This window comes from Xanthomonas sp. 3058 (genome assembly GCF_014199765.1).
GTDB classification, from domain to species: Bacteria; Pseudomonadota; Gammaproteobacteria; order Xanthomonadales; family Xanthomonadaceae; genus Xanthomonas; species Xanthomonas campestris_B.
This window is the reverse complement of the sequence record NZ_JACHOF010000017.1, coordinates 24738-50016: the sequence shown is the minus strand read 5'-3', so window position 1 is coordinate 50016 and position 25279 is coordinate 24738. Positions and strand designations below refer to the sequence as shown.

The following is a 25279-nucleotide window of genomic DNA, read 5'->3' as shown; positions in this document are numbered from 1 at the left end:
TCTCCGCAGGACCGTCTCATGTCTCGCCTCCACGATCTGCCCGAGCTCGAAAAATCTCCCGCCGCCGACATCAAGGTGAAGGGCTGGCCCAGCCTGATGCGCAAGGTGCGCTCGCACGGGGCGGTGGTCATCACCAACCACAATCACCCCGAGGCGGTGGTGGTGGATGCCGAGGAATACCGGCGGTTGGTGAGTGAAGCCAGCGCGGCGGCCACCGCTTCGACGCGGGCGCAGTCGTTGCAGGCATTGCAGGTGAAGTTCGATGTGCATCTTGCTGCGGTGACCGCTGGCGCAGGCCTGGCGACGGTGATCGGCAAGCCGGCACGCCGGGGCAGGAAGGTCGCGCTGGGTCCGTCGCTCTAAACCATGGGCAATCTCCTGGTGCTTGCCGGCGTCAACGGCGCCGGCAAGAGTTCGCTGTTGGGCAGCTTGCTGCAGGAAGATGGTGCGACTTGGTTCAACCCGGACGCGTTCACCCGGCAACTGGTGGAGCAGGGCTGGACGCTGGAGGACGCCAACGCACAAGCCTGGCAGGAAGGGGTGCGGCGGCTGCGCCAGGCAATGGCCGATGGCAGCGACTACGCATTCGAAACCACGCTGGGCGCCACGACCATCCCACGCTTGCTGCAGGAGGCCTGCGCGCAGCACGCGGTGGCGGTGTGGTTCTGCGGGTTGTCGAGCGTGGAGTTGCACCTGGAGCGCGTCGCGGCGCGTGTTGCAGCCGGCGGCCATGCAATCCCGGAGCACAAGATCCGCGAGCGCTTCGATGCTTCGCGCGCCAACCTGATCGCGTTGCTGCCGCATCTGGCCGTGCTGCACGTCTACGACAACAGCGCGCCCGCCGATGCGGCAGGACAGACCGAGCCGCTGCTGGTGCTGGAACTGGATCGCGCCGGCTTGCATTACCCGACGACGTTAGAAGCGTTGGCGCAGGTGCCGGACTGGGCAAAACCCATCGTGATGGCGGCATTGGAGACGCGTCGCGCGTCTTGAGCCGCACATCCGGGCTGGCCTGCGCGAGTCGTCTACCTGATTGAAGATAGGAGTGGCTAGTGAAACTACTTCACACCGGTCTACTGCAGGGCGGCTGATCTGCCGCCTGGCTGCAGGGCTCTTGCCCGCCCACCATCGCGGGACACGCTGCAAGTACGTCCTTGTAGCGTCATCGGCAGGTCGGTACGCGGCTGATCTGCGAATTTGCTGCAGGGCCCTTGCCCGCCCAGCGCCGCGGGACACGCTGCAAGTACGTCCTTGTAAGCTCTTACGCGGCATCCATGCCGCGTAAGGTCCCGCGACGCTGGGCGGGCAAGGACCAGTCCAGATGGTCGGTGCGCATGGTTGCAAGCAAGGCAAGCAAGGCATGGTGTGTTATTCGGACAACGCTGCGGCCGATCAGCTTCGCAACGCAAAACGCAACGCGATCAACAGGTAGGCTTTCATCAAACTACCGACCAACTCTCTGGTGCGGTGTCCTCACCGATTGCGGGACCGTGTGGCGGCATGGATGCCGCCACCGAGCCCCCAGGGATGGGTTTACGGCGTGTCCCGCGAGCGGTGAGGGCACCGCGCCCTCGACGCACGCAGCGTTTGATCTGAATCTCTGACTGCATCCACCAAGATGCGGCCGACAAAACCACTGCACTCACCGCCAGGCGAGCGCTCGCTACGTTTTGTTGGCCGCTCTGAGTCTGTGCCGCACGCACGTCGCGATCGCACAGACGCGACTGCAGATAGATCGCACAACGCATCGCGTTGTCCGCATGAGATGTCCATATACCAGCGCGCTCTCAAACAAGCGCCCGTCGCGCAGTTGATACAACGGACGAAAGACAATGCCGCTCGCAGCGCGTTGTGGGCGCTGCGAGCGGCGATGTCATGCGTTTACGCCTTGCCCAACTTCACCGCCACCGGATCGCCGGTGAGATACCCCACCGCTGCGCCGAAGCGATCCTTGTAGTTGGCGCGGATCAGCGGATCCAGGGTGGCCTTGACGGTGTCGTGCAATGGGGTTTCCCAATCGCCGGGATGCTGGAAATTGCTCATCACGTAGGTCCAGCCGTGGATTTCGTCGACCGCGTGCAGGCCGGTCGATTCGGCACCGGCTGGCACCGACAGCACGCGTGTCAGCGTGCCGTGATCGACGTTGTAGGCCCACAGGAAGTTGTTGACGTGCAGGCTGCTGTCTTCGCCGATGAACAAGGTACGCAGCGACTCGGAGAACTTGAGGTTGTCCGGGTTGGCCAGGCGCTCCGGGTCGGCCAGGTTGCCCAGCGCATCGGCCTTGGCCAGGTCGTGGCCGGTGAGCGCGGCCGGGGCGGCCATGTCGATCGGCACCCAGTCGCTGTGGATCGCCGCGCCGCTGCTGTCTTTGCGGCCGCCGCGCAGATTCAACGCGTACACCGCACCGGAATTGGGGCCTTGCACCTTCACATCGCCCGAGCCGTTGAGCATGCTGGTGACGATGTAGGACATCGCCATGTAGGCGACCTTGTCCTTGGCGTTGACGGTGGTGCCTTCCAGCTTGGTGAAGCCCAGGCTGCCGCCGGCCAGGGCCGCATAGCGGTGGGTTTCCAGATACGTCGCCGCCTTTTCCATGCCCGGCTTGATGCGGATCCAGTTGAAGGTGCCGTTGAACGGGATCTTGGTGAAGGACGCATCGCCGGGGTCGCTCAGATGCACGTCGAGGATGTCGGCGGCGGTGAGGCGGTCGGCCATGGCCTGGATCTCGGCGCTGGTGGCGTGGCCAAGTTTGATCCAGCTCAGCGTGGCCGCGCCGGGGCCGGTGCCGGAGGTCTGGTGCCACTTGCCGACATACAAGGTGCCGGCCGATAGATCCGCCTTGCGGTCGGCGATGAACATGAACAACCCGCCATTGGTGGCGTCGTCGCCCATCAGCACGGTGCGTTGGTCGGGCATGACCTGCACCAGTTCGTGCGAGATGCGGCCCAGGCAGTAGTGCTTGCGCACGCTGCCGGTTCCGTCCGGGTGCACGGTGATTTCGGGCAGATGGCCGTAGTGATACGGATTGGCTTTTTCCGGGTCGCCGTACAGATGCGTGCTGTAGCTGCGGAACTGCGTGTTGCCGGCCAGCGCGGTGGCGTCGGGTTCGTACTCTTCGCTGGACAGGTGGGTATTCCACGGCGACAGGCTGGCCCCGCAGGTGGTCCACAGCCCGTGCACCGGCGCGGTGTCGACGTTGTGGTACTTCACCAGCGACAGCTTGCCGGTGGCCGGGTCCTGGTCCAGCGTGAGCACTGCGATCGGTGCGGGCAGGTGGCGGTTGGTGTCGTTGCCTGCCTGGTCGCGGGTGGTGTATTCGAACTGCACCACGGCGAACACGTGGTTGCCCTTGACTCCGGGCACCTTGGCATCGGGCAGTGTCAGCAGCGAGGAGCCGTCCGGGCAGTCGGAAAAGAACGGGCGTTCGGCACCGGGCTTGGAGCGGTCGATGATCGGCCGGTGCTGGATGTCGTAATAGCCGCCAGCCAGCACGGTGCCGCCCTTGCCGTCGGGCACCTGGTCGCCGGTGACGAAGAACGGGTGGTAGGCCAGTGCATAGCGCTGCGTGCTGCCGTCGCTACGTGCCACGGTCAGCGCCGAGCCCACCGTGGTGGTGGCCATGGCGGCCGGGTTGGCCAGGCTGGGCGCCGGCATGCCATGGAAGGTGGCCGACACCAGTTGAGCGGAGCTTTCCGATGGACGTAGCGGCCGCGCGGCCAACGCCGCACCGCTGAGTTGCTGCAGGGCGGCGGCGCTGGCGCTGCCCAGCGGCAACAGGGGAACGGACGCCAGTACCTGCATGAGGCGGCGGCGGGACGGATCGGGGGAGGCAGACATCGAAACTCCAGGCAAAGGCAACGATCAACAAGGGCCGATGGCACATCGGCACGCCGGTCACGCTAGGCCGGTCGTATGACAGTTGTTTGACGGCGAGCGCGCCGGTTGGCGCACGTTGCGATGCGAATGGCCAAGCGAACCCGGCCACAGCGCGTGGCGGCACGCCGCCTGCGCACTGCATCCCGAGCGCGGTGGTGCGTTGCAACAAAGTGTGCGACTGCCCGGGATCAGGCGCTGCCGTCGATTCGCCGATTTCTGCGTGCGTTTGTCAGCGGCTGCCGGTATTCCAAGGCTATAGCCCCGGCCAATAAGTTGGCCGTCATTTGGCATATGGGCGAGGCTGGTTGACAGGGTAGGGGAATCACGCAAGCGTACGCCGCCTAATGGCCTGCGGCGCAACGCATCGGCCGTGGGGAACCATCTGGAGATCTGGATCTTGGACAAGTTGCTTCGTCGTACCGCCACGCCCAGCGCGCGCCGTGCCCTCTCGCTGGCGACCGCTGCTGCGGTGCTGATGCTGGCGGCCTGTCAGGGCAAGGACACTGCTGCCGAGGCGAGCAAGGCCGCGCCTGCCGCTGCGCCTGCCGAGTCGTCCACGACGATTCATCCCGACCAGTGGCCGTCGCCGAAGTGGCCATTCGCCCAGGACCCGGCCCTGGAGCAGCGCATCACCGATGTGATGGCCAAGATGAGCGTCGAAGAGAAGGTCGCCCAGACCATCCAGGGCGACATCGCCAGCATGACCCCGGACGATGTGCGCAAGTACCGCATCGGTTCGGTGCTGGCCGGCGGCAATTCCGATCCGGGCGGTAAGTACAACGCCAGCCCGGCCGAGTGGCTGAAGCTGGCTGACGCGTTCTATGAAGCGTCGATGGACACTTCCAAGGGCGGCAACGCGATCCCGATCATCTTCGGCATCGATGCGGTGCACGGCCAGAGCAATATCGTCGGCGCCACGCTGTTTCCGCACAACATCGGCCTGGGCGCCACGCGCAACCCGGCGCTGATCAAGCAGATCGGCGAAGTCACCGCCGCCGAAACCCGCGTCACCGGCATGGAGTGGACCTTCGCGCCCACCGTGGCGGTGCCGCAGGACGACCGCTGGGGCCGCAGCTACGAAGGCTATTCCGAGTCGCCGGAGGTGGTGGCCAGCTTCGCCGGCAAGATGGTCGAAGGCGTGCAGGGCGTGCCGGGCACGCCGCAGTTCCTCGACGGCAGCCACGTGATTTCCTCGGTGAAGCATTTCGTCGGCGACGGCGGCACCACCGACGGCAAGGACCAGGGCGACACCAAGGTGTCCGAAGCCACCATGCGCGACATCCACGCCGCCGGTTATCCGCCGGCGATCGCGGCCGGTGCGCAGACGGTAATGGCCTCGTTCAACAGCTTCAACGGCGAGAAGATGCACGGCAACAAGGTCATGCTGACCGACGTGCTCAAGGGCCGCATGAACTTCGGCGGTTTCGTGGTCGGCGACTGGAATGGCCACGGCCAGGTCAAGGGCTGCAGCAACGACAACTGCCCGGCCTCGTTCATTGCCGGCGTCGACATGGCGATGGCCTCCGACAGCTGGAAGGGCATCTACGACACCGAACTGGCGGCAGTGAAGTCGGGCCAGATTTCGGCGCAGCGCCTGGACGATGCGGTGCGTCGCATCCTGCGCGTCAAGCTGCGTCTGGGTCTGTTCGAAGCCGGCAAGCCGTCCAAGCGCCCGCTTGGCGGCAAGTACGAATTGCTGGGCGCGCCGGCACATCGCGCGATCGCCCGCCAGGCGGTGCGCGAGTCGCTGGTGCTGTTGAAGAACCAGGCCGGCATCCTGCCGCTGGACCCGAAAAAGCGCGTGCTGGTGGTCGGCGATGGCGCCAACGACATGGGCAAGCAGTCCGGCGGTTGGACGCTGAACTGGCAGGGCACCGGCACCAAGCGCAGTGACTACCCCAATGGCAATACCATCTGGGAAGGCCTGGACAAGCAGATCAAGGCGGCCGGCGGCAAAGCCGAGCTGGCCGTCGATGGTGCGTACAAGACCAAGCCGGACGTGGCGGTGGTGGTGTTCGGCGAAAACCCGTATGCCGAGTTCCAGGGCGACATCGCCACCCTGCTGTACAAGCCGGGCGACGACAGCGAACTGGCACTGATCAAGAAGCTCAAGGCCGAGGGCATCCCGGTGGTGGCGGTGTTCTTGAGTGGGCGTCCGTTGTGGATGAACCCGTACATCAACGCGGCCGATGCGTTCGTCGCTGCGTGGCTGCCGGGTTCGGAAGGCGAGGGCATTGCCGACGTGCTGCTGCGCAAGGCCGATGGCACGGTACAGAACGACTTCAAGGGCAAGCTGAGCTTCTCCTGGCCCAAGACTGCGGTGCAGTTCGCCAATAACGTGGGCCAGAAGGATTACGACCCGCAGTTCAAGTTCGGCTACGGCCTGACTTACGCCGACAAGGGCGACCTGGCTGCGTTGCCGGAGGAATCGGGGGTGTCCGGCGAGCAGTCCGTCGGTGGGGTGTATTTCGTGCGCGGCAAGCCGGCGCTGGGCATTGCGATGCAGCTGTCCAATGCCGGCCAGGCCAACATGCCGGCGACCACGCTGCCGGTGGGCCTGTCCGATGGCAGCCTGCAGATGACTGCGGTCGACCACAAGGCGCAGGAAGACGCGCGGCGTCTGGTGTGGTCCGGTACCAAGGCCTCCAGCGTGTTGCTGGTGTCCGGCAAGCCGGTCGATGTCTCGCGCGAGAGCAACGGCGATGTGCAGTTGCAGCTGACCGTGCGCCGCGACAGCGCGGTAACCGCGCCGGTGTGGCTGGGCGTGGGCTGTGGCGACGGATGCAGCGGCCGCGTCGATGCGCAGAAGACCCTGGCCGCGCTGCCGCAAGGCCAATGGAAGGTGGTCGGCGTGCCATTGAAGTGCTTCGCGGTGGCCGGTGCCGACGTGACCAAACTTGCCCAGGTCGCCGGCATTGAAAGCGCTGCGGCGCTGGAGTTGTCGATCTCCAAGATCGCGCTGGGCGCGCTCAACGAAGCCGACGTCACGCTCGACTGCCCGATCAAGTAAGCAGCAAACCCGCAGGCGCGCTTGCGGGTTTGCTCAGGTAACAAGGACACACACGCGTCGCCGGCCCCGGCGACGTTTTATAGCGGCCACCCTCAGCGGTGGTGTCATCAGCCGCCGCGGGACGCGCGCGTCGATGGGTCGGGACGGCCTGCAGCTGCGGTTCGCCGCGCTGCCGCCACGCACGCGGTGCGGGCGGCGGCAGTCTGCAGGCTTGTCCGGTCCACGACGCACGGCCCAGAGCCAGACAGGAGAATGCAGTGGGTTTGGCGACGTTGGATATCGTGATTGTGCTGGTCTATCTGACCGGCATCTTCGTGCTCGCGCAGTGGGTATCGCGCGAGAAGGCAGGCCACAGCAAGAGCGCCGAGGATTACTTCCTGGCCAGCAAGTCGTTGCCGTGGTGGGCGATCGGCGCCTCGCTGATCGCTGCGAACATTTCGGCCGAACAGATCATCGGCATGGCCGGCTCCGGCTATGCGATCGGGCTGGCGATCGCGTCCTACGAGTGGATGGCGGCGCTGACGCTGCTGATCGTCGGCAAGTTCTTCTTGCCGATCTTCCTGCGCAACGGCATCTACACCATGCCGCAGTTCCTGGAGCAGCGTTACGGCAAATGGATCCGCACGCTGATGGCGGTGTTCTGGCTGCTGCTGTACGTGTTCGTCAATCTCACCTCGATCCTGTGGCTGGGCTCGATCGCGGTCAGCCAGGTCACCGGCATGGACCAGACCCTGGCGCTGGCGTTGATCGGCGTGTTCGCGCTGGTCTATCAGTTGTACGGCGGTCTCAAAGCAGTCGCCTTGACCGATATCGTGCAGGTCACGCTGCTGGTGCTGGGCGGCCTGCTGGTGGCCGGGCTGACCCTGGCGCGTATTGGCGATGGCGCTGGCGTGCTGGCCGGCTTCAAGCACCTGTGGAGTGCGCATCCCGAGCACTTCCACATGATCCTGAGCAAGGACAACCCGTTCTACAAGGATCTGCCCGGCCTGAGCGTGCTGCTCGGCGGTCTGTGGGTGATGAACATCAGCTACTGGGGGTTCAACCAGTACATCATCCAGCGCGCGCTGGCCGCCAAGAACATCGGCGAGGCGCAGAAGGGCATGGTGTTCGCGGCATTCCTGAAATTGCTGATGCCGTTGGTGATCGTGGTGCCGGGCATTGCCGCAGTGGTGCTGGCGCCGGATCTGGCCAAGCCCGACCAGGCCTATCCGACCATGATGCAGTTGTTGCCGACCGGCATCCTGGGCCTGGTGTTCGCCGCGCTGGTGGCGGCGATCGTGGCCTCGCTGGCTTCCAAGATCAACTCGGTGGCGACGATCTTCACCCTGGATTTCTACGCCAAGTTCCGCCCGCAGACCGAGCAGAAGCAGCTGGTGCGCGTGGGTCGCATCGTGGCCATCGTGGCGGTGGTCATCGGTATCCTCACCGCGCGGCCGTTGCTGGGCAACTTCGATCAGGGCTTCCAGTTCATCCAGGAATTCACCGGCTTCTTTACGCCCGGCGTGGTGGTGATCTTCATGCTCGGCCTGTTCTGGAAGCGCGCCAACGAGGCCGGTGCGCTCACCGCAGCGATCGGCTCGGTGGTGCTGTCGTTCGCGCTCAAGTTCGCCTGGCCGGAATTGCCATTCATGGACCGCATCGGCGTGGTGTTCGTGGCAGCGCTGGTGCTGGCGGTGCTGGTGTCGTTGATGACTGCGCCGACGCAGGCACGCGATCTGATCCGCACCGACGATGTGGCCTACGGCACCACGCTGGGCTTCAAGCTCGGCGCCGCCGGTGTGGTGGCGATCCTGATCGTGCTGTACACGGTGTTCTGGTAATCGCGCTCGCACCAGGCTGACAGATGGTCTGCGCACGCGGCGCGGCACGCAGGTGTCGCGCCGCGTTGCGTTTCAGGGCCAGCCAGCCAAGCGAGGCAGCTGGCCGACTACACCCGCGTTGCGGCCAGGCTCGCGGCGAGCAGGTTGACCGGCGCTTCGAAGTGCGTGTGCCACGGCGTCTGCAACCAGGTTTCCAATGCGGCTGCCGGCATGGGCTTGGCGATCCAGTAGCCCTGACCTTCGTCGCAGCCCCAGGCGCGCAGCTGCGTGTACGCCTCTGCCGATTCGATGCCTTCGGCGACCACGCGCTGGCCCAGGCTGTGGCCGAGCTGGATCATTGCCGGCACCAGGGTACGGTCGGTGCGGCTGTCCGGCAGCGAACGGACGAAAGACTGATCGATCTTCAACGAGCTGGCCGGCAGCTGCTTGAGATAGCTGAAATTGCTGTAGCCGGTACCGAAGTCGTCGATGGCGATATGCACGCCCAACGCAGCGATGGCCGCCAATTGCTCGGCCAGGTGCTCGGGGTGGCGGATCATCGCGCTTTCGGTGAACTCGATCTCCAGCCGGCGCGGGTCCAGTTTGTGCCGCTCCAGTCCGCGCCGCAGCAGGCCGGCAAAGCCGGGGCGGTCCAGGTCGGCAGCCGACACATTCAATGCCAGGTTGAAATCCAGACCCTGTTGCTGCCAGCGCGCTGCCTGGGCGATGCCGTTGTCGATGACCCAGGCGGTGATGCGGTTGATCAGCGCGGTTTTCTCGGCCATCGGAATGAAGTCCGAGGGCATCACCGGGCCGATCATCGGGTGCTGCCAGCGCAGCAGTGCTTCCACCGCCACGCAGCGGTGGTCGTGCAGGTCGACGCGCGGTTGGTAGTGCAGGCGCAGCTGGCTGGTGCTGTCCAGCGCAGCGGGCAGGGCGGCCAGCAGGCGGAAGGTAGTGCGCTGGGCGACGTCGTGTTTGCGCTCGTACATGCTCCACGGCAGGCTGCGCTCGCGTGACACGTCCACCGAGGTCGTCAGCGAGCGGATGGTGTCGGCCGCGCCATAGCTGGTCTGCAGCGAAACCGCACCGATCGAGGCAACCGCAGTATGCGGGATGCCTTGATGTTCCAGCGGCTCGGCGAAGGCCTTCGAAATCTTGGTGCACAGTGTGGCCAGGCGCTGCGTTTCGGCCTGGGCCAGGAACCCGAACGTGGTGGGTTCCAGCCGATATAGCGCGGTCCCGCCCGGCAGATACGCGGCCAGGCGACGTTGGGCCAGCGCCACATAGCCGTCGGCATAATCCCAGCCCAGCGCCTTGACCATGTCGCGGAAATAATCGCTGCCGCAGATGTCCACGGCCACTGCGGTGGTGGCCGGTGCGGTGTCGCGTTGCGGCAGCCAGGCATCCAGATCCTCGGCGAAGCGCGAGCGGTTGGGCAAGCCGGTCGGGCCATCGCGGTAGGTGGTGCTGCGCAGGTTTTCCACCCGCAGCACGGCCAGGTCGCGCAGGCCTTCCAGGTGCGTCATTGCGTCGGCGTCCAGCCCGGGACGCGGGCTGGTGCCGATCACGCACAGGGTGCCGATGCTCTGACCATCGCGCAGCGTCAGCGGCGCGCCGGCGTAGAAGCGGATGAACGGCGGGCCCAGCACCAGCGGGTTGTCGCAAAAACGTGGGTCCAGCCGCGCATCCGGCACCACCATCACCTTGTCGGAGCGGATGGCGTGCGCGCAGAACGCCTGGTCGCGCGGGGTCTCCTGCGCCTCCAGGCCGACACGCGCCTTGAACCACTGGCGATGCTCGTCCACCAGCGACACCAACGCGATTTCCGCCCCCAGGGTACGGGCGGCCATGGCGGCGATGGTCTCGAAGACCGGGTCCGGTGGCGAGTCCAGCAGGCACAAGCCACGCAGGACGGCCAGCCGGGTGGACTCATCGACCACGGGCGGAAGAAGGGATTCGGCAACTGCGGGCAGGGATTGCATGAGTCCGTATCGGCCTGAAGCGTCATCGCTTGATCGACGGCCACCGGTTTGTTCAGTTGATGGTGGGCTGTGGCGGCGCGACCGCGCGCGGCGGCTAACGGCGGGCTTTTCTGCCGGTACGCCGCTCTCAATATTGCCGGCCCGCTGCCGATGACAGGGTGTAGCCGAGGCATCTAGCTGAGCCATATCGACCCGCAGCGCCTGCGTGGTGTCGATCTGCCCGAGCTGCGTTCGCCTGTGTGATCTGCGTCGTCAGCAAAGACGCGCTGAGTCGACACAGGGTCGGTGGTGATGCGGTTTGCCGTCGCGGCTGCGACGTTCCCCTGTCCGGAAGATCGATCGTGAAAACAGTGATGTCCTACGCGCAGCGCATGCTGCTGGTCATGGCCGGTCTGCTGCTCTCCTCCGCCGCACAGGCGGGCTTGTCGGTCTCCGGCACGCAACTGCGTGAGGCCAATGGCAGTGCCCTGGTGCTGCGCGGGGTCAATCTGCCGCACGCCTGGTATGCAGGCCGTACCGACGCGGCCCTGGCCGCCATCGCAGCGACCGGCGCCAATAGCGTGCGTGTGGTGCTCAGTTCCGGCCACCGCTGGAGCCGCACGCCGGAGGCCGAGGTGGCGCGCATCATCGCGCGCTGCAAGAACCTTGGTCTGATCGCGGTGCTGGAAGTGCATGACACCACCGGCTACGGCGAAGAAGGCGCTGCCGGCAATCTGGCCAATGCCGCCGCCTATTGGACCAGCATTCGCAAGACGCTGATCGGCAACGAGAACCACGTCATCATCAATATCGGCAACGAACCGTTCGGCAACCAGTTGAGCGCCAGCGAATGGGTCAACGGCCATGCGACCGCAATCGCCGCCTTGCGCGATAGCGGGTTGACCCACGCACTGATGGTGGATGCGCCGAACTGGGGCCAGGACTGGAAGTTCTACATGCGCGACAACGCCGCCGCGCTGCTGGCCCGCGACAGCCGCCGCAATCTGATTTTCAGCGTGCACATGTACGAGGTGTTCAATAGCGATGCCAAGGTCAACAGCTACCTGCGCGCCTTCCGCGACAAGAAGCTGGCCCTGGTGATCGGCGAATTTGGCGGCGATCATCGCGGTGCACACGTGGACGAAGCGGCGATCATGCGGCGTGCCCGCGAATACGGCGTCGGTTATATGGGTTGGTCGTGGTCGGGCAACGACAACAGCACCCAATCGCTGGACATTGCCATCGGCTGGAATGCCATGCGCCTCAGCACCTGGGGGCGCAACTTGATCCTGGGCACCGACGGAATCACCGAGACCTCGCGCAGAGCGAGCGTGTTCGGCCCGCGTTGAAATTGAAGCCCTGCGGTCAGGGTCTTTGGTTTTTCGGGACGCGTGGATGGTTTACTGCAGAGCTGCAGAGCGATCGATCTGCCGTTTGGCTGCAGGGCCCTTGCCCACCCACCATCGCAGGACACGCCGCAAGTACGTCTGTGTAGGCTCTTACGCGGCATCCATGCCGCGTAAGAGCCCGCGACGGTGGGCGGGCAAGGACCAGTGGAGATGGTCGGTGTGCATGGTTTTCAACAAAACAGCCGGCAACTGGTGCGGTGTCCTCGCCGCGCTCTCGACACCTAAACTGCCAGAATCCGAACAGATAAGGCTCTGGCGCGGCATTCATGCCGCTCAAGGTCCCGCGACGGTGCGCAGACAAGGACTTGTCGGGATGATCGGTGTGCACAGTGAAGAGTAGTAAGCGCAGTGCGTGATGCGCGTTGTTCGATCTGGTGCGCCGGCTCAAGGTCAGACACGCGTGCGCCAAACGGCTTTTCATGCGACCACCGACCAACTTCCTGGTGCGGTGAGGGCACCGCGCCTCCGACTCACCGAGCGTTTGACTCAAGCATCGGATCGAGCCAAAAAACAACGCCATGGTTGAACGGATCAAGCCTCGAATAGCACCTGAAAAACGCCACGGTTCAACGATTGGTTGCCAGGCCTCAACGCCCTGGTTCGCGTAACGGTCCCGGGCTCGGCCGCTTGGTCAGCTTGCGCTGCAGCGAGCGGCGGTGCATGCCGAGCAGGCGCGCGGCAGCCGAGACATTGCCGCCGGTTTCATGCAGCGCCTGCTGGATGTGCTCCCACTGCAGACGGCTGAGCGGGGTCATCATTTCCTGCGCGGTTTCTTCTTCGTCCGGTTCGGGCAGCTCATCGTCCTCTTCGCCCAGCGCACGCATGATGGTGGGGATGTTGGCCGGCTTGGGCAGATAGTCGTCGGCGCCGAGCTTGATCGCCTCCACCGCCGTAGCGATGCTCGCGTACCCGGTGACCAGCAGGATGCGCATGTCCGCGCGAATTTCGCGCAATGGCTGGATCAGGTTCAAGCCAGAATCGTTGCCCAGCTTGAGATCGACCAGGGCAAAATCCGGCAAGGTGCTGCGCGCGGTCGAGAGTGCGCTGGCCGCATCGGTGGCGGTCAGCGTCTCCACGCCGCGGCGGGCGAGGCTGCGTTGCAGTGTGCGCAGATACAAGGTGTCGTCATCGACCAGCAGGCCGGTGCGGATAGGAGTGCTTGTCATGCGAGTGCCTCGTGTTCGGAGAGCGGCAGACGGAAACCGACGCGGGCGCCGCTGCCTTCGGCGGGCAGCATCCACAACTCGCCCTGCAGCCGCTCGACGGTGGCATGCGACAACGCCAGCCCGACACCCATGCCGTCGTGCTTGCCGCTGTTGAACAAGGTACCCGGCAACATGGCCTGCGAGGTGTCGAAGCCGACCCCATAGTCGCGGACTTCGCCGCTGAGATGGTCCTGCTCCACGCGCAGGGTCAGGTCGATCTGCGGGCGCCCGGCACGCTCGCCGGCATCGGCCGCGTTGTTGAGCAACACCATCAACAGATGGCTGACGCCGGGCTGCAGCAGCAGGCGCATCGGTGCGTCGTCGTTGCGGCGCAACTCGATGGTCGGGCGCACCAGTCGCCATTGTTCGAGCACGTCCTTGACCGCCACTTCGCGGCTCAGGTGTCCGTTGTCGGCGGGTGCGGCCAATGCCAGGACGCGTTCGTGGCACTGCACCAGCAGTTCGCGCAAGGTCTCCAGATCCTCGCGCAGTTCGGCCTGGTCGCATTGGTCGGCAATGTCGTCGACCAGCAAGGTCATCGTCGCCAGTGGGGTATTCAACTCGTGTGCGACCGAGGCCGCATGCGTGGCCAGCGCCACGATGCCTTCGTTGCGCGCAAAGCGCTCGCGCAGGGTGGAGATCTCGCGCTCGCGTTCGCGCATCGACAAGGCCAGCCGGGTGGCGAACGCCAGCACCACCACCGTGGACAGCAGGAAGTTTGCCGCCATGCCCCACATGTGCAGGCTGAGCGGGTCGAAGCTGCCGTACGGCAGCGGCAGGCCGAACGCGGCGCTGATGACATAGCCGGCCACGCACGACGCCGCCACCGCCATCGCCCAGGTCAGCGGTAGCGCCAGCGCAGCCAGGGCAATCAACACCAGGAACAGCGAGCCGAACGGGTTGGCGATGCCGCCGCTCCAGCCCACCATCCAGGTCAGCACGGTGACATCGACCAGGATATGGCCGAACTCGGTCGCCGGGCTCACCGCGCCGCGATGGGCCACGCGCAGCTGCGCATACAGGTTGAACACCGCCAGCGCGGCGACGCCGGCCCACAGCGGTTGTTGCGGCAGGTGTAAGCCCATCAGCCCTGTGGCCACCAGGATGGTGGCCGCCTGGCCGGCGGTGGCCAGCCAGCGCAGGCTGCACAGGGTGCGCAGGAAGGAAGCGTCAGAGCTGTTCATCACGGCAATGCTATGCGCTCAGGGAGGTGGTGGCCTGCGACAAAGCGTCGCATCGGCGCAGGGATCGGCTCACGTGCGGCTTCAGCTGTAAGCGGCCTGCGGACAGGCTAAAATAGCGCGATGTATGACGCCGTGACCCGCCCAACCCCTCCCGCAGACGCGACCGCCTGGCCGCGCCGCATCACCCAGGCCGTCAAGATCGGCAGCGTGACCGTCGGTGGCGGCCATCCGGTGGTCGTCCAGTCGATGACCAATACCGACACTGCCGACATCGCCGGCAGCGTCAAGCAGGTGGCCGAACTCTGGCGCGCCGGCTCGGAAATGGTGCGCCTGACCGTCAACAACGCCGAGTCCGCTGCGGCCATTCCGCGCATCGTCGACAAGCTGCGGATGATGGGGATCGAGGTGCCGTTGATCGGCGACTTCCATTACAACGGCCACCAGCTGCTCGCCGCCGAACCGGCCTGCGCCGAAGCGTTGGCCAAGTACCGCATCAACCCGGGCAATGTGGGCTTCGGCAAGAAGAAGGATCTGCAGTTCGCGCAGCTGATCGAGTTCGCGATCCAGTACGACAAGCCGGTGCGTATTGGTGCCAACTGGGGCTCGCTGGACCAGTCGCTGGCGGCGCAGTTGATGGACGAAAACTCCAGGCGCGACACGCCGTGGGACGCCGGCCGTGTGCTGCGCGAGTCATTGATCCGCTCGGCAGTGGATTCGGCCGAGCGCGCGGTGGAGCTCGGTCTGGCGCGCGAGCGCATCATCCTGTCTGCCAAGGTGTCCGGGGTGCAGGAGTTGATCGCGGTGTATCGCGACATGGCGAGCCGCTGCGATTTCGCGCTGCATCTGGGCCTGACCGAGGCCGGTATCGGCAGCAAGGGCATCGTGGCCTCGGCTGCGGCGCTGAGCGTGCTGTTGCAGGAAGGCATCGGCGACACCATCCGCATTTCGCTGACGCCGGAGCCGGGCCAGTCGCGCACCCAGGAAGTGATCGTCGCGCAGGAACTGCTGCAGACCACCGGCCAACGCGCCTTTACGCCGATGGTCACTGCGTGCCCCGGTTGCGGCCGCACCACCTCCGAGTTCTTCCAGGAGCTGGCAGGGGTAGTGCAGAACCATGTGCGCGCCAAGATGCCGGAGTGGAAGGTGACCAACCCCGGCGCCGAGAACATGACGCTGGCGGTGATGGGATGCGTGGTCAACGGGCCGGGCGAATCGCGCCACGCCAATATCGGCATCTCGTTGCCGGGCACTGGCGAGGCGCCGTCGGCACCGGTGTTCATCGATGGCGAAAAAAGCGTCACCTTGCGTGGCGAGAACATCGCCTACGAGTTCATCGATCTGATCGATCAGTACGTCGAACGTACCTATGTTCGCCGCGCCGGCTGAATCGCCGGCTGGATTCAGGGGGTGGCTGCGCAGCAATGCCTGGCGCATGGCGTTGCTGTTTGCCGGCGTGCTGTTGCCGCTGGGGTTGTTCGTCGACCTGGCCGACGAAGTCCACGAACTGGAAAATGTCTACTTCGACGAGCCCTTGCTGTGGAGCATGCGCAGCATCGCCACCCCAGGGCTGGATGCGTTTTTCGGGGTGATCTCCAAGATTGGTTATCAGTACGGGGTGATTCCTGCCGATATCGCCATCGTGCTGGTGCTGCTGGCGTTGCGCCGTTGGCGCGAAGGCACCTTTGCCGCGCTGGGCTTTGCCGGCTCGGCGTTGCTGAACATGGGCGCCAAGCAGTTCTTTCAGCGCGATCGCCCGAGCTTATGGGAATCGATCGCTCCGGAAAGCACGTTCAGTTTTCCCAGCGGCCATGCAATGGGTTCGATGACGCTTGCTGCAGTGGTCATCGCACTGGCCTGGAACACACGCTGGCGCTGGCCGGTGACGCTCGCTGCCAGCGCGTTCGCGCTGTTGGTGGGCGTGTCGCGGATCTATCTGGGCGTGCATTATCCCTCCGACATTCTGGGTGGATGGTCGGCGGCGCTGGTATGGGTGGTCGGGCTGTATCTGGTCATGTTCCACGGTACGCGGCGTCCACATTGGCGCAAGCAGGCAGTTGCGGGTGCGCAGCAGCCCGGGCGCGTGCCGTTTGCCGATTAGCGGTGACCGCGGCGGCCAGGGCGGTTCAGCGCATCGCGTTTCGCGCGCTGTACTGACGCAGGGATGGATCCGCCCCGGAGCTGTGTCGATGGCCAACCTTGCCGCTCACTCGCCCAGGCTGCCCCGCTTGGCGGTGAACGCAGTGGTGTGATGGCCGCGCGCACTCACTCGCCCGGCTTTGCACCTTCCACCGGTGCATGCGTGGCCGCGCGACGCGCCAGTACGCTTTCGCGGTGCGCGATATAGACGTTGGCGCAGAGGATGATGGCGGCACCGGTCAAGGTATGACGTTCGATCGCTTCGCCGAACAGCCACCAGCCCAATAGCGCCACCAGCGGCAGCTGCATGAAGCTGATCGGCTGTAACGCGGAGACTTCGCCCAGCTTGAGCGCACGCGTCCAGAACAACTGCCCGGCAGTGCCGAAGATGCCGATCGCCACCAGCCAGAGCCAGTCGATGCCCTGCGGCCAGGCCCACTGGAACAGCGCCGGAATCAGCGACATCGGCACCCAGAACACATAGGTGTAGAACACCACCGTGTCCGAGTCGTCGCTGCGCGAGAGTTGCTTGATCTGGATCGCCACCACCGCGCTGATCATTGCCGCCAACAGCGCAACCAGCAGGCCCGGCGTAAAGGTGGACGAGCCTGGCCGCAGGATCACCAACACACCGACAAACCCGGCCGCCACCGCCAGCCAGCGGCGCATGCGTACCTGTTCGTGCAGCCATACCACCGCCAGCACGGTGACGAACAACGGGGTGGAATACGACAGCGAGATCGCCTGCGACAACGGCAGGTGGCCGATCGCCCAGAACCCGCACAGCATCGAGGCCAGGCCGATCAGCGTGCGCGCCAGATACTGCGGCAACTGCCGGGTGCGCGGCAGCGGCTTACCCGGTCGCACGATCAACGGCAGCAGCGCCAGCAACCCGAACGCGTTACGAAAGAACGCGATCTCGGTGGTGGCGATATTGCTCGCCGCCAGCCGGATGCAGATGGCCATCAGGCCAAAGGCGAAGGTACTGGTGAGCATCCACAGCGCAGCACGTCGTGATGCCTGCTGCGCTGTCACCAATGCGCTCCGATGACACGCGGTTCCGGCTCCAGAATCACCGAGTAACGCTCGCGTACCGATTCGGCGATGCGCCGTGCAAACTCCAGCAACTGCGCGCCGCTTGCGGTGCCGTAGTTGACCAGCACCAAGGCGTGATCCGGCGATACGCCGGCATCGCCCTCGCGCTTGCCTTTCCAGCCGCACTGCTCGATCAGCCAGGCCGCCGACAACTTGCCTTGGCCGGGCTGCTCGCCGGGGTACACCGGCATGTCGGCAAACGTGGCGTGCAATGCGGCGATCTGTTCGCTCGGCAGCAGCGGGTTCTTGAAGAAGCTGCCGGCATTGCCGAGCACATCGGGGTCCGGCAATTTGCGTCGGCGGATATTGATCACCGCCTGCGCCACGTCGGCCGCACCTGCCAATTCGGCACCCATGCTGGCGAGTTCTTCGCGGATGCCGGCGTAATCCAGTCGCAGTTCGTGCAGCAGCGGTAGATGGAATTCCACCGCGACGATCAGATAGCGGTCCGGTTGCTGCTTGAACACGCTGTCGCGGTAACCGAAGGCGCATGCATCTGTCGTCAATCGCACGAACTGCTGGGCATGCCGATCGAAAGCCTCCACCACCTGGATGAAATCGCTCACCTGCGCGCCATATGCGCCGATGTTCTGAATCGGGCAGGCACCGACGGTGCCGGGAATCAAGGCCAGATTTTCCAGCCCGGATAAACCTTGCTGCAGCGAATACAGCACCAACGCATGCCAGTTGACCGCGGCACCGGCACGCACGATGGCATGGTCGGCATGGTGGGCAAGGATGGCGATGTCCTGGTTGTCGAAACACAGCACGCAGCCCGGCGGGTCGCCGGCCAGCAACACGTTGCTGCCGCTGCCCAGCACCAGCAGCGGTTGCCCGGCAATCTCCGGGGTGGCCAGTGCGTCCGGCAATGCATCGGGGGCCTGGATGCTCAGCAACCAGCGCGCCGTGGCATCGACGTGGAAGGTATTGAGCGCCCGCAGCGGGGCGTGCTCGCGCAATTGCCAGCCAGCCTGCACGCTGACGCTCATAGCGGCGACACCGCACCGCCGCTGGGTGCTTCGCGGCGGCGGCGGATCGCGTCCACGCATTCGCCAATCAATGGCGGACCGCGATACACCAGCCCGCTGTAGCACTGCACCAGCGTCGCACCGGCCGCCATCTTGGCCACCGCGTCCGCACCGGAGTTGATGCCGCCCACGCCAATCAGCGGGATCGATTCGGGCAGGCGCGCGCGCAGGCGGCGCAGCACCAGCGTGGATTGCCCAAGCAGCGGCGCGCCCGACAAGCCGCCGGCTTCGCCAGCCAGCGGATGGTTGGCGATCAAGGTGCGCGTCACCGTGGTGTTGGTGGCAATCACCCCATCCACCGCCAGGTCGGCCAGTACGCGCGCGGCAGCATCGATGTCGCGGTCGTTGAGGTCCGGCGCCACCTTCACCAGCATCGGCACGCGTTTGCCGTGTTGCGCGGCCAATGCTTCCTGGGTTTCGCGCAGGTCGGCGATCAGCCGACGCAGCGCCTGTTCTTCCTGCAGTTCGCGCAGACCGGCGGTGTTGGGCGAGGAAATATTGACGGTGATGTAGTCGGCCAGCGGATACACCCGCTCCATGCAATAGCGATAGTCGCTGGTCGCGTCCTCGTTGGGCGTGTCCTTGTTCTTGCCGATGTTGATGCCGAGCAGGCCGCCGCGACGGCGCGCACGCTGCACGTTGGCCACCAGCACGTCCACGCCCAGGTTGTTGAAGCCCATGCGGTTGATCACTGCCTGGTATTCGGGCAGGCGGAACATGCGCGGCTTCGGATTGCCTTCCTGCGCGCGCGGCGTCACCGTGCCGATTTCGACAAAGCCGAAACCCAGCGCCAGCAGCGCGTCGATATGCTCGCCGTTCTTGTCCAGGCCGGCACCAAGACCGACCGGATTGGGAAACATCAGGCCGAACGCGGGCGTGGGCAGCGGCACCGGGCGCCTGGCCAGCAGCGGCGTGGTGCCGGTACGGTATGCGGTGTCGATGGAGCGCAGCGCCAGCGCGTGGGCGCGCTCGGCATCGAGGGTAAACAGGAAAGGGCGGGCAAGCGAATACATGCAGGTCAGTTCAATCTCCCGGCGAAAACGCGGGTCTGGTATTGGAAGTCGATCAGCCCATCGCGGGCGTGCGCATCGAACAGCGTGCGCAGCGCAGCCAGCATCGGAGCATGACGTGGATCGTGGGCCAGCGGTGCATACGAGGACGACAGCAACCGGCCACGCAAGGCGTCGAAGTCCAGGCGCTGCACATTCGGAAAGCGCGCCATCGCGCGGAAGCCTTCGCCGAACCACGCTTGCATGGTGGCATCGTCCTGATAGCGTTCGGCCACCGCCGAATAGTCGGTGCCGTAGTCCAGCAGCAATTGCTCATAGCCGCGCAAGAACGCGGTGGTGTCCAGCTCGCGGCTGTTCCAGTAGATAACGGCCAGCCCGTCGGGCTGCAGGATGCGCGCCCACTCTGCGCGCACCGCCTGCGTGTCGAACCAGTGGAAGGCTTGCGCCGCAGACACCAGCCCCACGCTGGCATCGGCCAGCCCGGTGGCTTCGGCGGTGCCGTCGATGGCCTGGAAGTTGGGGAACTCCGCCAGCCACTGCAGCGCGGCCTCACGCATGGCCGGATTCGGCTCCACCGCCGTCACCGGGTAGCCAGCTTCCAGGAACAGGCGGCTGGAGATGCCGGTCCCGGCCCCGATATCGGCAACGGCTGTCGCCGGTGTCACGCCCAGCTCTTCGTGCAACCAGCGCAGCAATTGGGGCGGATAACTCGGCCGGTAGCGCACATAGGCCGCGACGCGGTCATTGAAACGTTGCGCGGAGGAGGGCGCGGCCATGCTCAACTGTTGGCCGCCGCGAGCCAGGCCATGCCACCGAAGAACAGGATGAAGATCCCGATCGCCGCGAGCCAGGTCGCCACCGCCAGCCAGCCGAGAATCAACCCGCCGATCGCCAGCCCGTCGCCGTCCAGCCCCTGTGGGTTGCGGCGGATTTCCGCGCGCGCCAGATGGCCGGTGATGATGGCGCACACGCTGCCGAGGAACGGGATCAGCGTCCAGCCGAGAATGCCTGCGACCAGGCTGACCACCGCCATGGCACTGGTCTGTCGAACGACAGCGTTCATCATTGACTCCTGAGAAAGAGGGCAGCCGACGGCTGGCGTGGCCTGATTATCCCAGAGCCGCCGCTCGAATGGCGCGCCGTCTGTGGTCAAACGCAGCGGCGTGATCGGATTTGGCCTGACTGAAGCGGCCGAAAGAGCCGGGAGCGCTGCGTATGCGGCGCTCGGTCGCGCCGCTTTGGGGTCTGTTGTCGCACACGAGGCTGGTGCTTGACTGCCCGTCCGGTGCCATGCACGGAGGGATGCCGGTTGGCTGTGCATCACGTCATGCGGGCACATCGGGGTGCGGCGTCGCGGGAAAACGGCGCGCCGGCGATTGCCAGACGCGCCTTGTCGCCTTCGATCAGAGATCGAACTTGATGCCCTGCGCCAGCGGCAGCGAGTCGGAATAGTTGATCGTGTTGGTCTGGCGACGCATGTAGACCTTCCACGCATCCGAGCCGGATTCGCGGCCGCCGCCGGTCTCCTTCTCGCCACCGAACGCGCCGCCGATCTCCGCACCGGAGGTGCCGATGTTGACGTTGGCGATGCCGCAATCGCTGCCCGCAGCGGACAGGAACTTCTCGGCCGCCTTGAGGTTCTGGGTGAAGATCGACGACGACAGGCCCTGCGGCACGCCGTTCTGCAGGTCGATCGCTTCATCCAGCGTGCTGTACTTCATCACGTACAGGATCGGCGCGAAGGTCTCGTGTTGCACCACCGCGTCGCTGTTCTGCAGCCCGGTGACAATGGCCGGCAACACGAAGTTGCCCGGGCGATCGATCGCGGTGCCGCCCACTTCGACCGTGCCGCCGGCCGCCTTGGCCTTGGCGATCGAGGCCAGGAACTGCTCCACCGCGCCCTGGCTGTTGAGCGGGCCCATCAGGTTGGCCGGGTCGGTCGGATCGCCGATCTTGCTGTCGAGCTGCTTGTACGCCTTGACCAGCGTGGCCAGCACGTTGTCATGGATGGATTCGTGCACGATCAGGCGGCGCGTGGTGGTGCAGCGCTGCCCGGCGGTGCCAACTGCGCCGAACACGATGCCCGGGATGGCCAGCTTCAGGTCGGCGGTTTCGTCCAGGATGATGGCGTTGTTGCCGCCCAGCTCCAGCAGGCAACGGCCCAGGCGATGCGCGACCTTCTCGGCCACCACGCGGCCGATCTGGGTCGAACCGGTGAAGCTGATCAGCGGGATGCGGGTGTCTTCGACCAGCTTCTCCGACAGGGAGGTGCCGGCATCGTTGATCAGGAAGAAGATGTCCGGGAAACCGGCCTCCTTGAGCGCCGCATTGCAGATCTTCATCGTCGCGATCGCGGTCAGCGGGGTCTTGTTGGACGGCTTCCAGATGCAGATATCGCCGCAGATCGCCGCCAAAAACGCATTCCACGCCCACACCGCCACCGGAAAGTTGAAGGCACTGATGATGCCGACCAGGCCCAGCGGCTGGTACTGCTCGTACATGCGGTGGCCCGGGCGCTCCGAATGCATGGTGTAGCCGTAAAGCATGCGGCTCTGGCCGACCGCGAAGTCGGCGATGTCGATCATTTCCTGCACTTCACCATCCCCCTCGGGCTTGCTCTTGCCCATTTCCAGCGCCACCAGCGATCCCAGCGCATCCTTGTGCGCGCGCAGCGCTTCGCCACACAGGCGAACGGCTTCGCCACGGCGCGGCGCAGGCGTGGTCCGCCATACCTTGAAGGCGGCCTGTGCGCGCTGCACGATCAGCTCGTAGTCCTCCGGCGTGGTCGCCTGCACATCGGCGATCACCGCATTGGTGGTCGGATTGAGCGGCTGCAGCACCCCGGCACCGGTGGCCTGCGACCAGGTCGCCTCGCCAAGATAGGTACCGGAATTGGACGCGGCGAGGTCGAGCGCCTTGAGCAGGTCAGCGGACATGGGATCTCCAAGAAAGTCGGGGCAGTCGCGTGGCGGTCAAAGCCAACCGGCGACACGGGTAGCCGCCGATTTTAGCAGGCTCCGCCAACCGCCCACCGGCTTGGCAATCGCAACGATCGTGCGACAATGCCGCCCTTGGCCCCGTAGCTCAGCTGGATAGAGCGTCCCCCTCCTAAGGGGAAGGTCGCCCGTTCGAATCGGGCCGGGGTCACAAGAATTCAATCGCTTGGCATTCCTGGGAAGTCTTGTTTTCGACTTGCCTGGGCCTCGCATTACTGCTCTGTGTAACCTTGCCACGGCGCAAGCTCCGATATCGGGATGCACCACGCGCGGCCGTGGAGATTGACGTTGAAAGCGTCGAGCGCTCATGCCGTCTGGTCGGTGCCGCCGGCATTGATGATGATCTCGAAATCCAGATCGTTGTGCTGGCTCATCACCAGGATGGCTGCATGGATATGTCTGGCGTCGTTCTAGCAAGCGATGCGAAACAGGTGGCGGCGATGTGGAATCGGCCAACATTCTGGTTCAAGCGACTGTTGCACTGGACAGGAATGGTCATGCTTGTGCAGGAATATGCCGAAATGGCATTACTCCATATGCTGATTTAGCTGCTAGTTGCAGGACGTTCATTGGCTCTTCGGCACCAGAGCATGTGTGTCGGCAGCGCCACCGCATCCACGATGCTCAGTATTTACGTGATTTATGTCACGAATTTCAAAAGGTCGGATTTTTCTTACAGGGTGACCCCTACACGGCGCGTTGACCGGCGCTTGAGCTTGCAGCACAGTTGCGCCGCATTTCATCGTGCTCAAGGGTTGAGTCGCCGTTTTGGCGGCCAGGCATGATGGTGTGAGTGGCGGCGCTGCAATGGCGCGACCGCTGCACAGGGGGCGGGACAGATGTGGATGCGATCCGCGCCATTGGCGCTGGCGGCTTGCCTGTGGGCGGTCGCCGGGCTGGCGGCTGCACAACAGTCGGCACCGACAACACTGGATCGGCAGGAGCAGTTGCGCCAGGCCGAAGAAATTCAACGTCGTCAGGAACAAGAACGTCAAGCGCCCTTCGCCGGCCCGCGCGAGGATGCCGAGCGCGTGGACGTTCGCAGCACTGTGCTGCCCAAGGAGGAACTGTGTTTTCCGATCGCGCGTGTGCGCCTGTCCGGTGCCGGCCAGGATGCTGCGCGCTTTGCGTGGTTGTGGACGTCGCTGCGTCGTTATGAAGGGCGCTGCATTGGCCGCGCCGGGATCGACATCATCCGGCGGCGCGCATTGGATCAACTGGTCGCGCGTGGCCTGGTCACCACCCGCATCGGAGTGCCCGAACAGGATCTGTCACGTGGGGAACTGCGCTTTGAGCTGATGCCCGGTCGCTTGCGTTCGGTACGCGTAGTGTCCGACACCGGTGGCGAGTACTGGAAGAGTGCATTGCCGCTGCGCCATGGCGACTTGCTGGATTTGCGTGCAATCGAGCAGGCGGTTGAGCAGTTCAAGCGGCTGCCCTCGCAGGACGCGAAGATCGATATCGCACCTGGTGAGGCGCCGGGCGAATCGGATCTGGTCATCACCTTGCAGCATGGTCGGCGCTGGCGTGGCGTGGTCAACGCCGACGATTCGGGCGTGGAAGCCACCGGCCGTGTGCAGGGCGGGCTGGATCTTTCCTTGGACAACCCGCTTGGCCTCAACGATCTGCTCAGCATCGGTTACAGCCATGATCTGGCTACGCGCGATGAAGAGCGCGGCACGCGCGGCAACAGCCTGAGCTATAACCTGCCATGGGGATGGTGGACGTTTGCGGTGTCGGCCTCGTCGTATCGCTATCACCAGCGCGTGGATGGATTTTTGCAGACCTTCCAGTCCAGCGGCGAGTCCAGCAACGCGCAGCTGGATATCCAGCGTGTGCTGCACCGTAACGGCACCAGCAAGACATCGGCCGGCGTCACGGTTGGCAGGCGGCGTGCGCGCAGCTACCTGGATGGTGTGGAGATCGGCATCCAGCGTCGCGATACCAGCAGCGCGGAGTTTTACTTTACCCATCGTCGCTACCTGGGGGCGATGCAGCTGGACGTGCGCATCGCGCATCGGCGTGGCACGCCGTGGTTCGACAGCCAGTGGACCGGTTACGACCCGCAGATCGGGTTTCCGACATTCCGCTATGGCGTGACCACCTTGGACGTGAGCACGGCCATGCCGTTCAAGCTGGGTCCGCTGCCGGTGGCATGGGAAAGCAGTCTGCGTGCGCAGACTGCCGGCGAGTTACTGCTCGGCTCGGAGTTCGTCACCATCGGTGGTCGCTACAGCGTGCGCGGCTTCGACGGCGAAGCAACCTTGGGTGCCGAAAAGGGCGCGTACTGGCGCAACACCCTGAGTGTTCCGATCCAGCAAATTGGCTTGACGCCGTACCTGGGCTTGGATGCGGGCCGCATCGATGGCACCAGTGCCAGCGGTCTACGTGGCCGCAGTCTGGTGGGTGGCGCAGTGGGCCTGCGCGGTGGTTGGTTCGGCGCCAGCATCGATGCATTTGCCGGTTGGGCGATCCATCGCCCGGACGGTTTTGGAAGTGCACAGCCGGCATACGGCGTGCGTGTGATCTACCAGTTCTGACATGGATCGCGCCGCCAGCCGGCCGCG

Annotated in this window: 19 protein-coding genes and 1 tRNA gene; 10 read left to right on the top strand and 10 right to left on the bottom strand. The window is 65.1% G+C overall.

The window, feature by feature from the left end; all coding sequences use genetic code 11:
* Window positions 1–18 precede the first annotated feature (18 nt).
* Window positions 19–363, top strand: coding sequence for a type II toxin-antitoxin system prevent-host-death family antitoxin (locus GGR61_RS16925; protein ID WP_184622819.1), 345 nt, complete (start codon window positions 19–21; stop codon window positions 361–363).
* Window positions 364–366: 3 nt separating this feature from the next.
* Entirely contained in the window at window positions 367–993 is a 627-nt protein-coding gene (locus GGR61_RS16920; RefSeq protein ID WP_184622817.1) for an AAA family ATPase, read from the top strand.
* A gap of 888 nt (window positions 994–1881) precedes the next feature.
* Here the strand turns inward: GGR61_RS16920 and GGR61_RS16915 are convergent.
* Entirely contained in the window at window positions 1882–3837 is a 1956-nt protein-coding gene (locus tag GGR61_RS16915; RefSeq protein ID WP_184408997.1) for an alkaline phosphatase PhoX, read from the bottom strand.
* 436 nt (window positions 3838–4273) lie between these two features.
* On the opposite strand from GGR61_RS16915, the gene GGR61_RS16910 reads away from it, so the two are divergent.
* On the top strand, window positions 4274–6886 hold the full coding sequence (locus tag GGR61_RS16910) for an exo 1,3/1,4-beta-D-glucan glucohydrolase (protein ID WP_184622815.1): 2613 nt from the start codon (window positions 4274–4276) through the stop codon (window positions 6884–6886).
* A gap of 257 nt (window positions 6887–7143) precedes the next feature.
* The gene (locus tag GGR61_RS16905) at window positions 7144–8706 is read left to right on the top strand and encodes a sodium/sugar symporter (protein ID WP_184622813.1); all 1563 of its coding nucleotides are present in this window, start codon (window positions 7144–7146) and stop codon (window positions 8704–8706) included.
* Between the two features lie 107 nt (window positions 8707–8813).
* On the opposite strand, the gene GGR61_RS16900 is transcribed toward GGR61_RS16905, so the two are convergent.
* Window positions 8814–10670, bottom strand: coding sequence for an EAL domain-containing protein (locus tag GGR61_RS16900; RefSeq protein ID WP_184622811.1), 1857 nt, complete (start codon window positions 10668–10670; stop codon window positions 8814–8816).
* Between the two features lie 341 nt (window positions 10671–11011).
* On the opposite strand from GGR61_RS16900, the gene GGR61_RS16895 reads away from it, so the two are divergent.
* Entirely contained in the window at window positions 11012–11998 is a 987-nt protein-coding gene (locus GGR61_RS16895) for a cellulase family glycosylhydrolase (RefSeq protein WP_184622809.1), read from the top strand.
* Between the two features lie 647 nt (window positions 11999–12645).
* Here GGR61_RS16895 and GGR61_RS16890 read toward each other — a convergent pair.
* A complete protein-coding gene (locus GGR61_RS16890; RefSeq protein ID WP_184622807.1) occupies window positions 12646–13224 on the bottom strand; it encodes a response regulator transcription factor in 579 nt (192 codons plus the stop codon).
* On the bottom strand, window positions 13221–14447 hold the full coding sequence (locus GGR61_RS16885) for an ATP-binding protein (RefSeq protein WP_184408990.1): 1227 nt from the start codon (window positions 14445–14447) through the stop codon (window positions 13221–13223). The genes GGR61_RS16890 and GGR61_RS16885 overlap by 4 nt, the downstream gene beginning before the upstream one ends.
* 120 nt (window positions 14448–14567) lie before the next feature.
* On the opposite strand from GGR61_RS16885, the gene ispG reads away from it, so the two are divergent.
* The gene (gene ispG, locus GGR61_RS16880; RefSeq protein WP_184622805.1) at window positions 14568–15833 is read left to right on the top strand and encodes a flavodoxin-dependent (E)-4-hydroxy-3-methylbut-2-enyl-diphosphate synthase; all 1266 of its coding nucleotides are present in this window, start codon (window positions 14568–14570) and stop codon (window positions 15831–15833) included.
* Window positions 15814–16545, top strand: a complete 732-nt coding sequence (locus tag GGR61_RS16875) for a phosphatase PAP2 family protein (protein ID WP_184622803.1) — start codon at window positions 15814–15816, stop codon at window positions 16543–16545. Before ispG ends, GGR61_RS16875 begins: the two co-directional genes overlap by 20 nt.
* A 164-nt stretch (window positions 16546–16709) precedes the next feature.
* Here the strand turns inward: GGR61_RS16875 and GGR61_RS16870 are convergent, their stop codons facing one another.
* From GGR61_RS16870 to GGR61_RS16845, 6 genes are all read right to left on the bottom strand, one after another.
* Window positions 16710–17621, bottom strand: a complete 912-nt coding sequence (locus tag GGR61_RS16870) for a DMT family transporter (RefSeq protein ID WP_184622802.1) — start codon at window positions 17619–17621, stop codon at window positions 16710–16712.
* Window positions 17615–18667, bottom strand: coding sequence for a UDP-N-acetylmuramate dehydrogenase (gene murB, locus GGR61_RS16865; RefSeq protein WP_184622800.1), 1053 nt, complete (start codon window positions 18665–18667; stop codon window positions 17615–17617). The genes GGR61_RS16870 and murB overlap by 7 nt, the downstream gene beginning before the upstream one ends.
* Complete coding sequence (locus GGR61_RS16860; protein ID WP_184408985.1) at window positions 18664–19719, bottom strand: quinone-dependent dihydroorotate dehydrogenase; 1056 nt, start codon at window positions 19717–19719, stop codon at window positions 18664–18666. The genes murB and GGR61_RS16860 overlap by 4 nt, the downstream gene beginning before the upstream one ends.
* A gap of 5 nt (window positions 19720–19724) precedes the next feature.
* A complete protein-coding gene (locus tag GGR61_RS16855) occupies window positions 19725–20492 on the bottom strand; it encodes a class I SAM-dependent methyltransferase (protein ID WP_184408984.1) in 768 nt (255 codons plus the stop codon).
* Between the two features lie 2 nt (window positions 20493–20494).
* The gene (locus GGR61_RS16850; protein ID WP_184408983.1) at window positions 20495–20779 is read right to left on the bottom strand and encodes a DUF4190 domain-containing protein; all 285 of its coding nucleotides are present in this window, start codon (window positions 20777–20779) and stop codon (window positions 20495–20497) included.
* 340 nt (window positions 20780–21119) lie between these two features.
* Entirely contained in the window at window positions 21120–22652 is a 1533-nt protein-coding gene (locus GGR61_RS16845; protein WP_184622798.1) for an aldehyde dehydrogenase family protein, read from the bottom strand.
* A gap of 137 nt (window positions 22653–22789) precedes the next feature.
* Here GGR61_RS16845 and GGR61_RS16840 point away from each other — a divergent pair.
* The 3 genes from GGR61_RS16840 to GGR61_RS16830 all read left to right on the top strand — a co-directional run bounded on the left by GGR61_RS16840 (window position 22790) and on the right by GGR61_RS16830 (window position 25252).
* Window positions 22790–22863 (top strand) — tRNA-Arg (locus GGR61_RS16840).
* Between the two features lie 124 nt (window positions 22864–22987).
* Window positions 22988–23260 (top strand): hypothetical protein, encoded by a 273-nt coding sequence (locus tag GGR61_RS16835; RefSeq protein ID WP_184622796.1) that lies wholly within the window; start codon window positions 22988–22990, stop codon window positions 23258–23260.
* A 291-nt stretch (window positions 23261–23551) separates the two neighbouring features.
* Entirely contained in the window at window positions 23552–25252 is a 1701-nt protein-coding gene (locus GGR61_RS16830) for a ShlB/FhaC/HecB family hemolysin secretion/activation protein (RefSeq protein WP_184622794.1), read from the top strand.
* The last annotated feature ends 27 nt before the right edge of the window (window positions 25253–25279 follow it).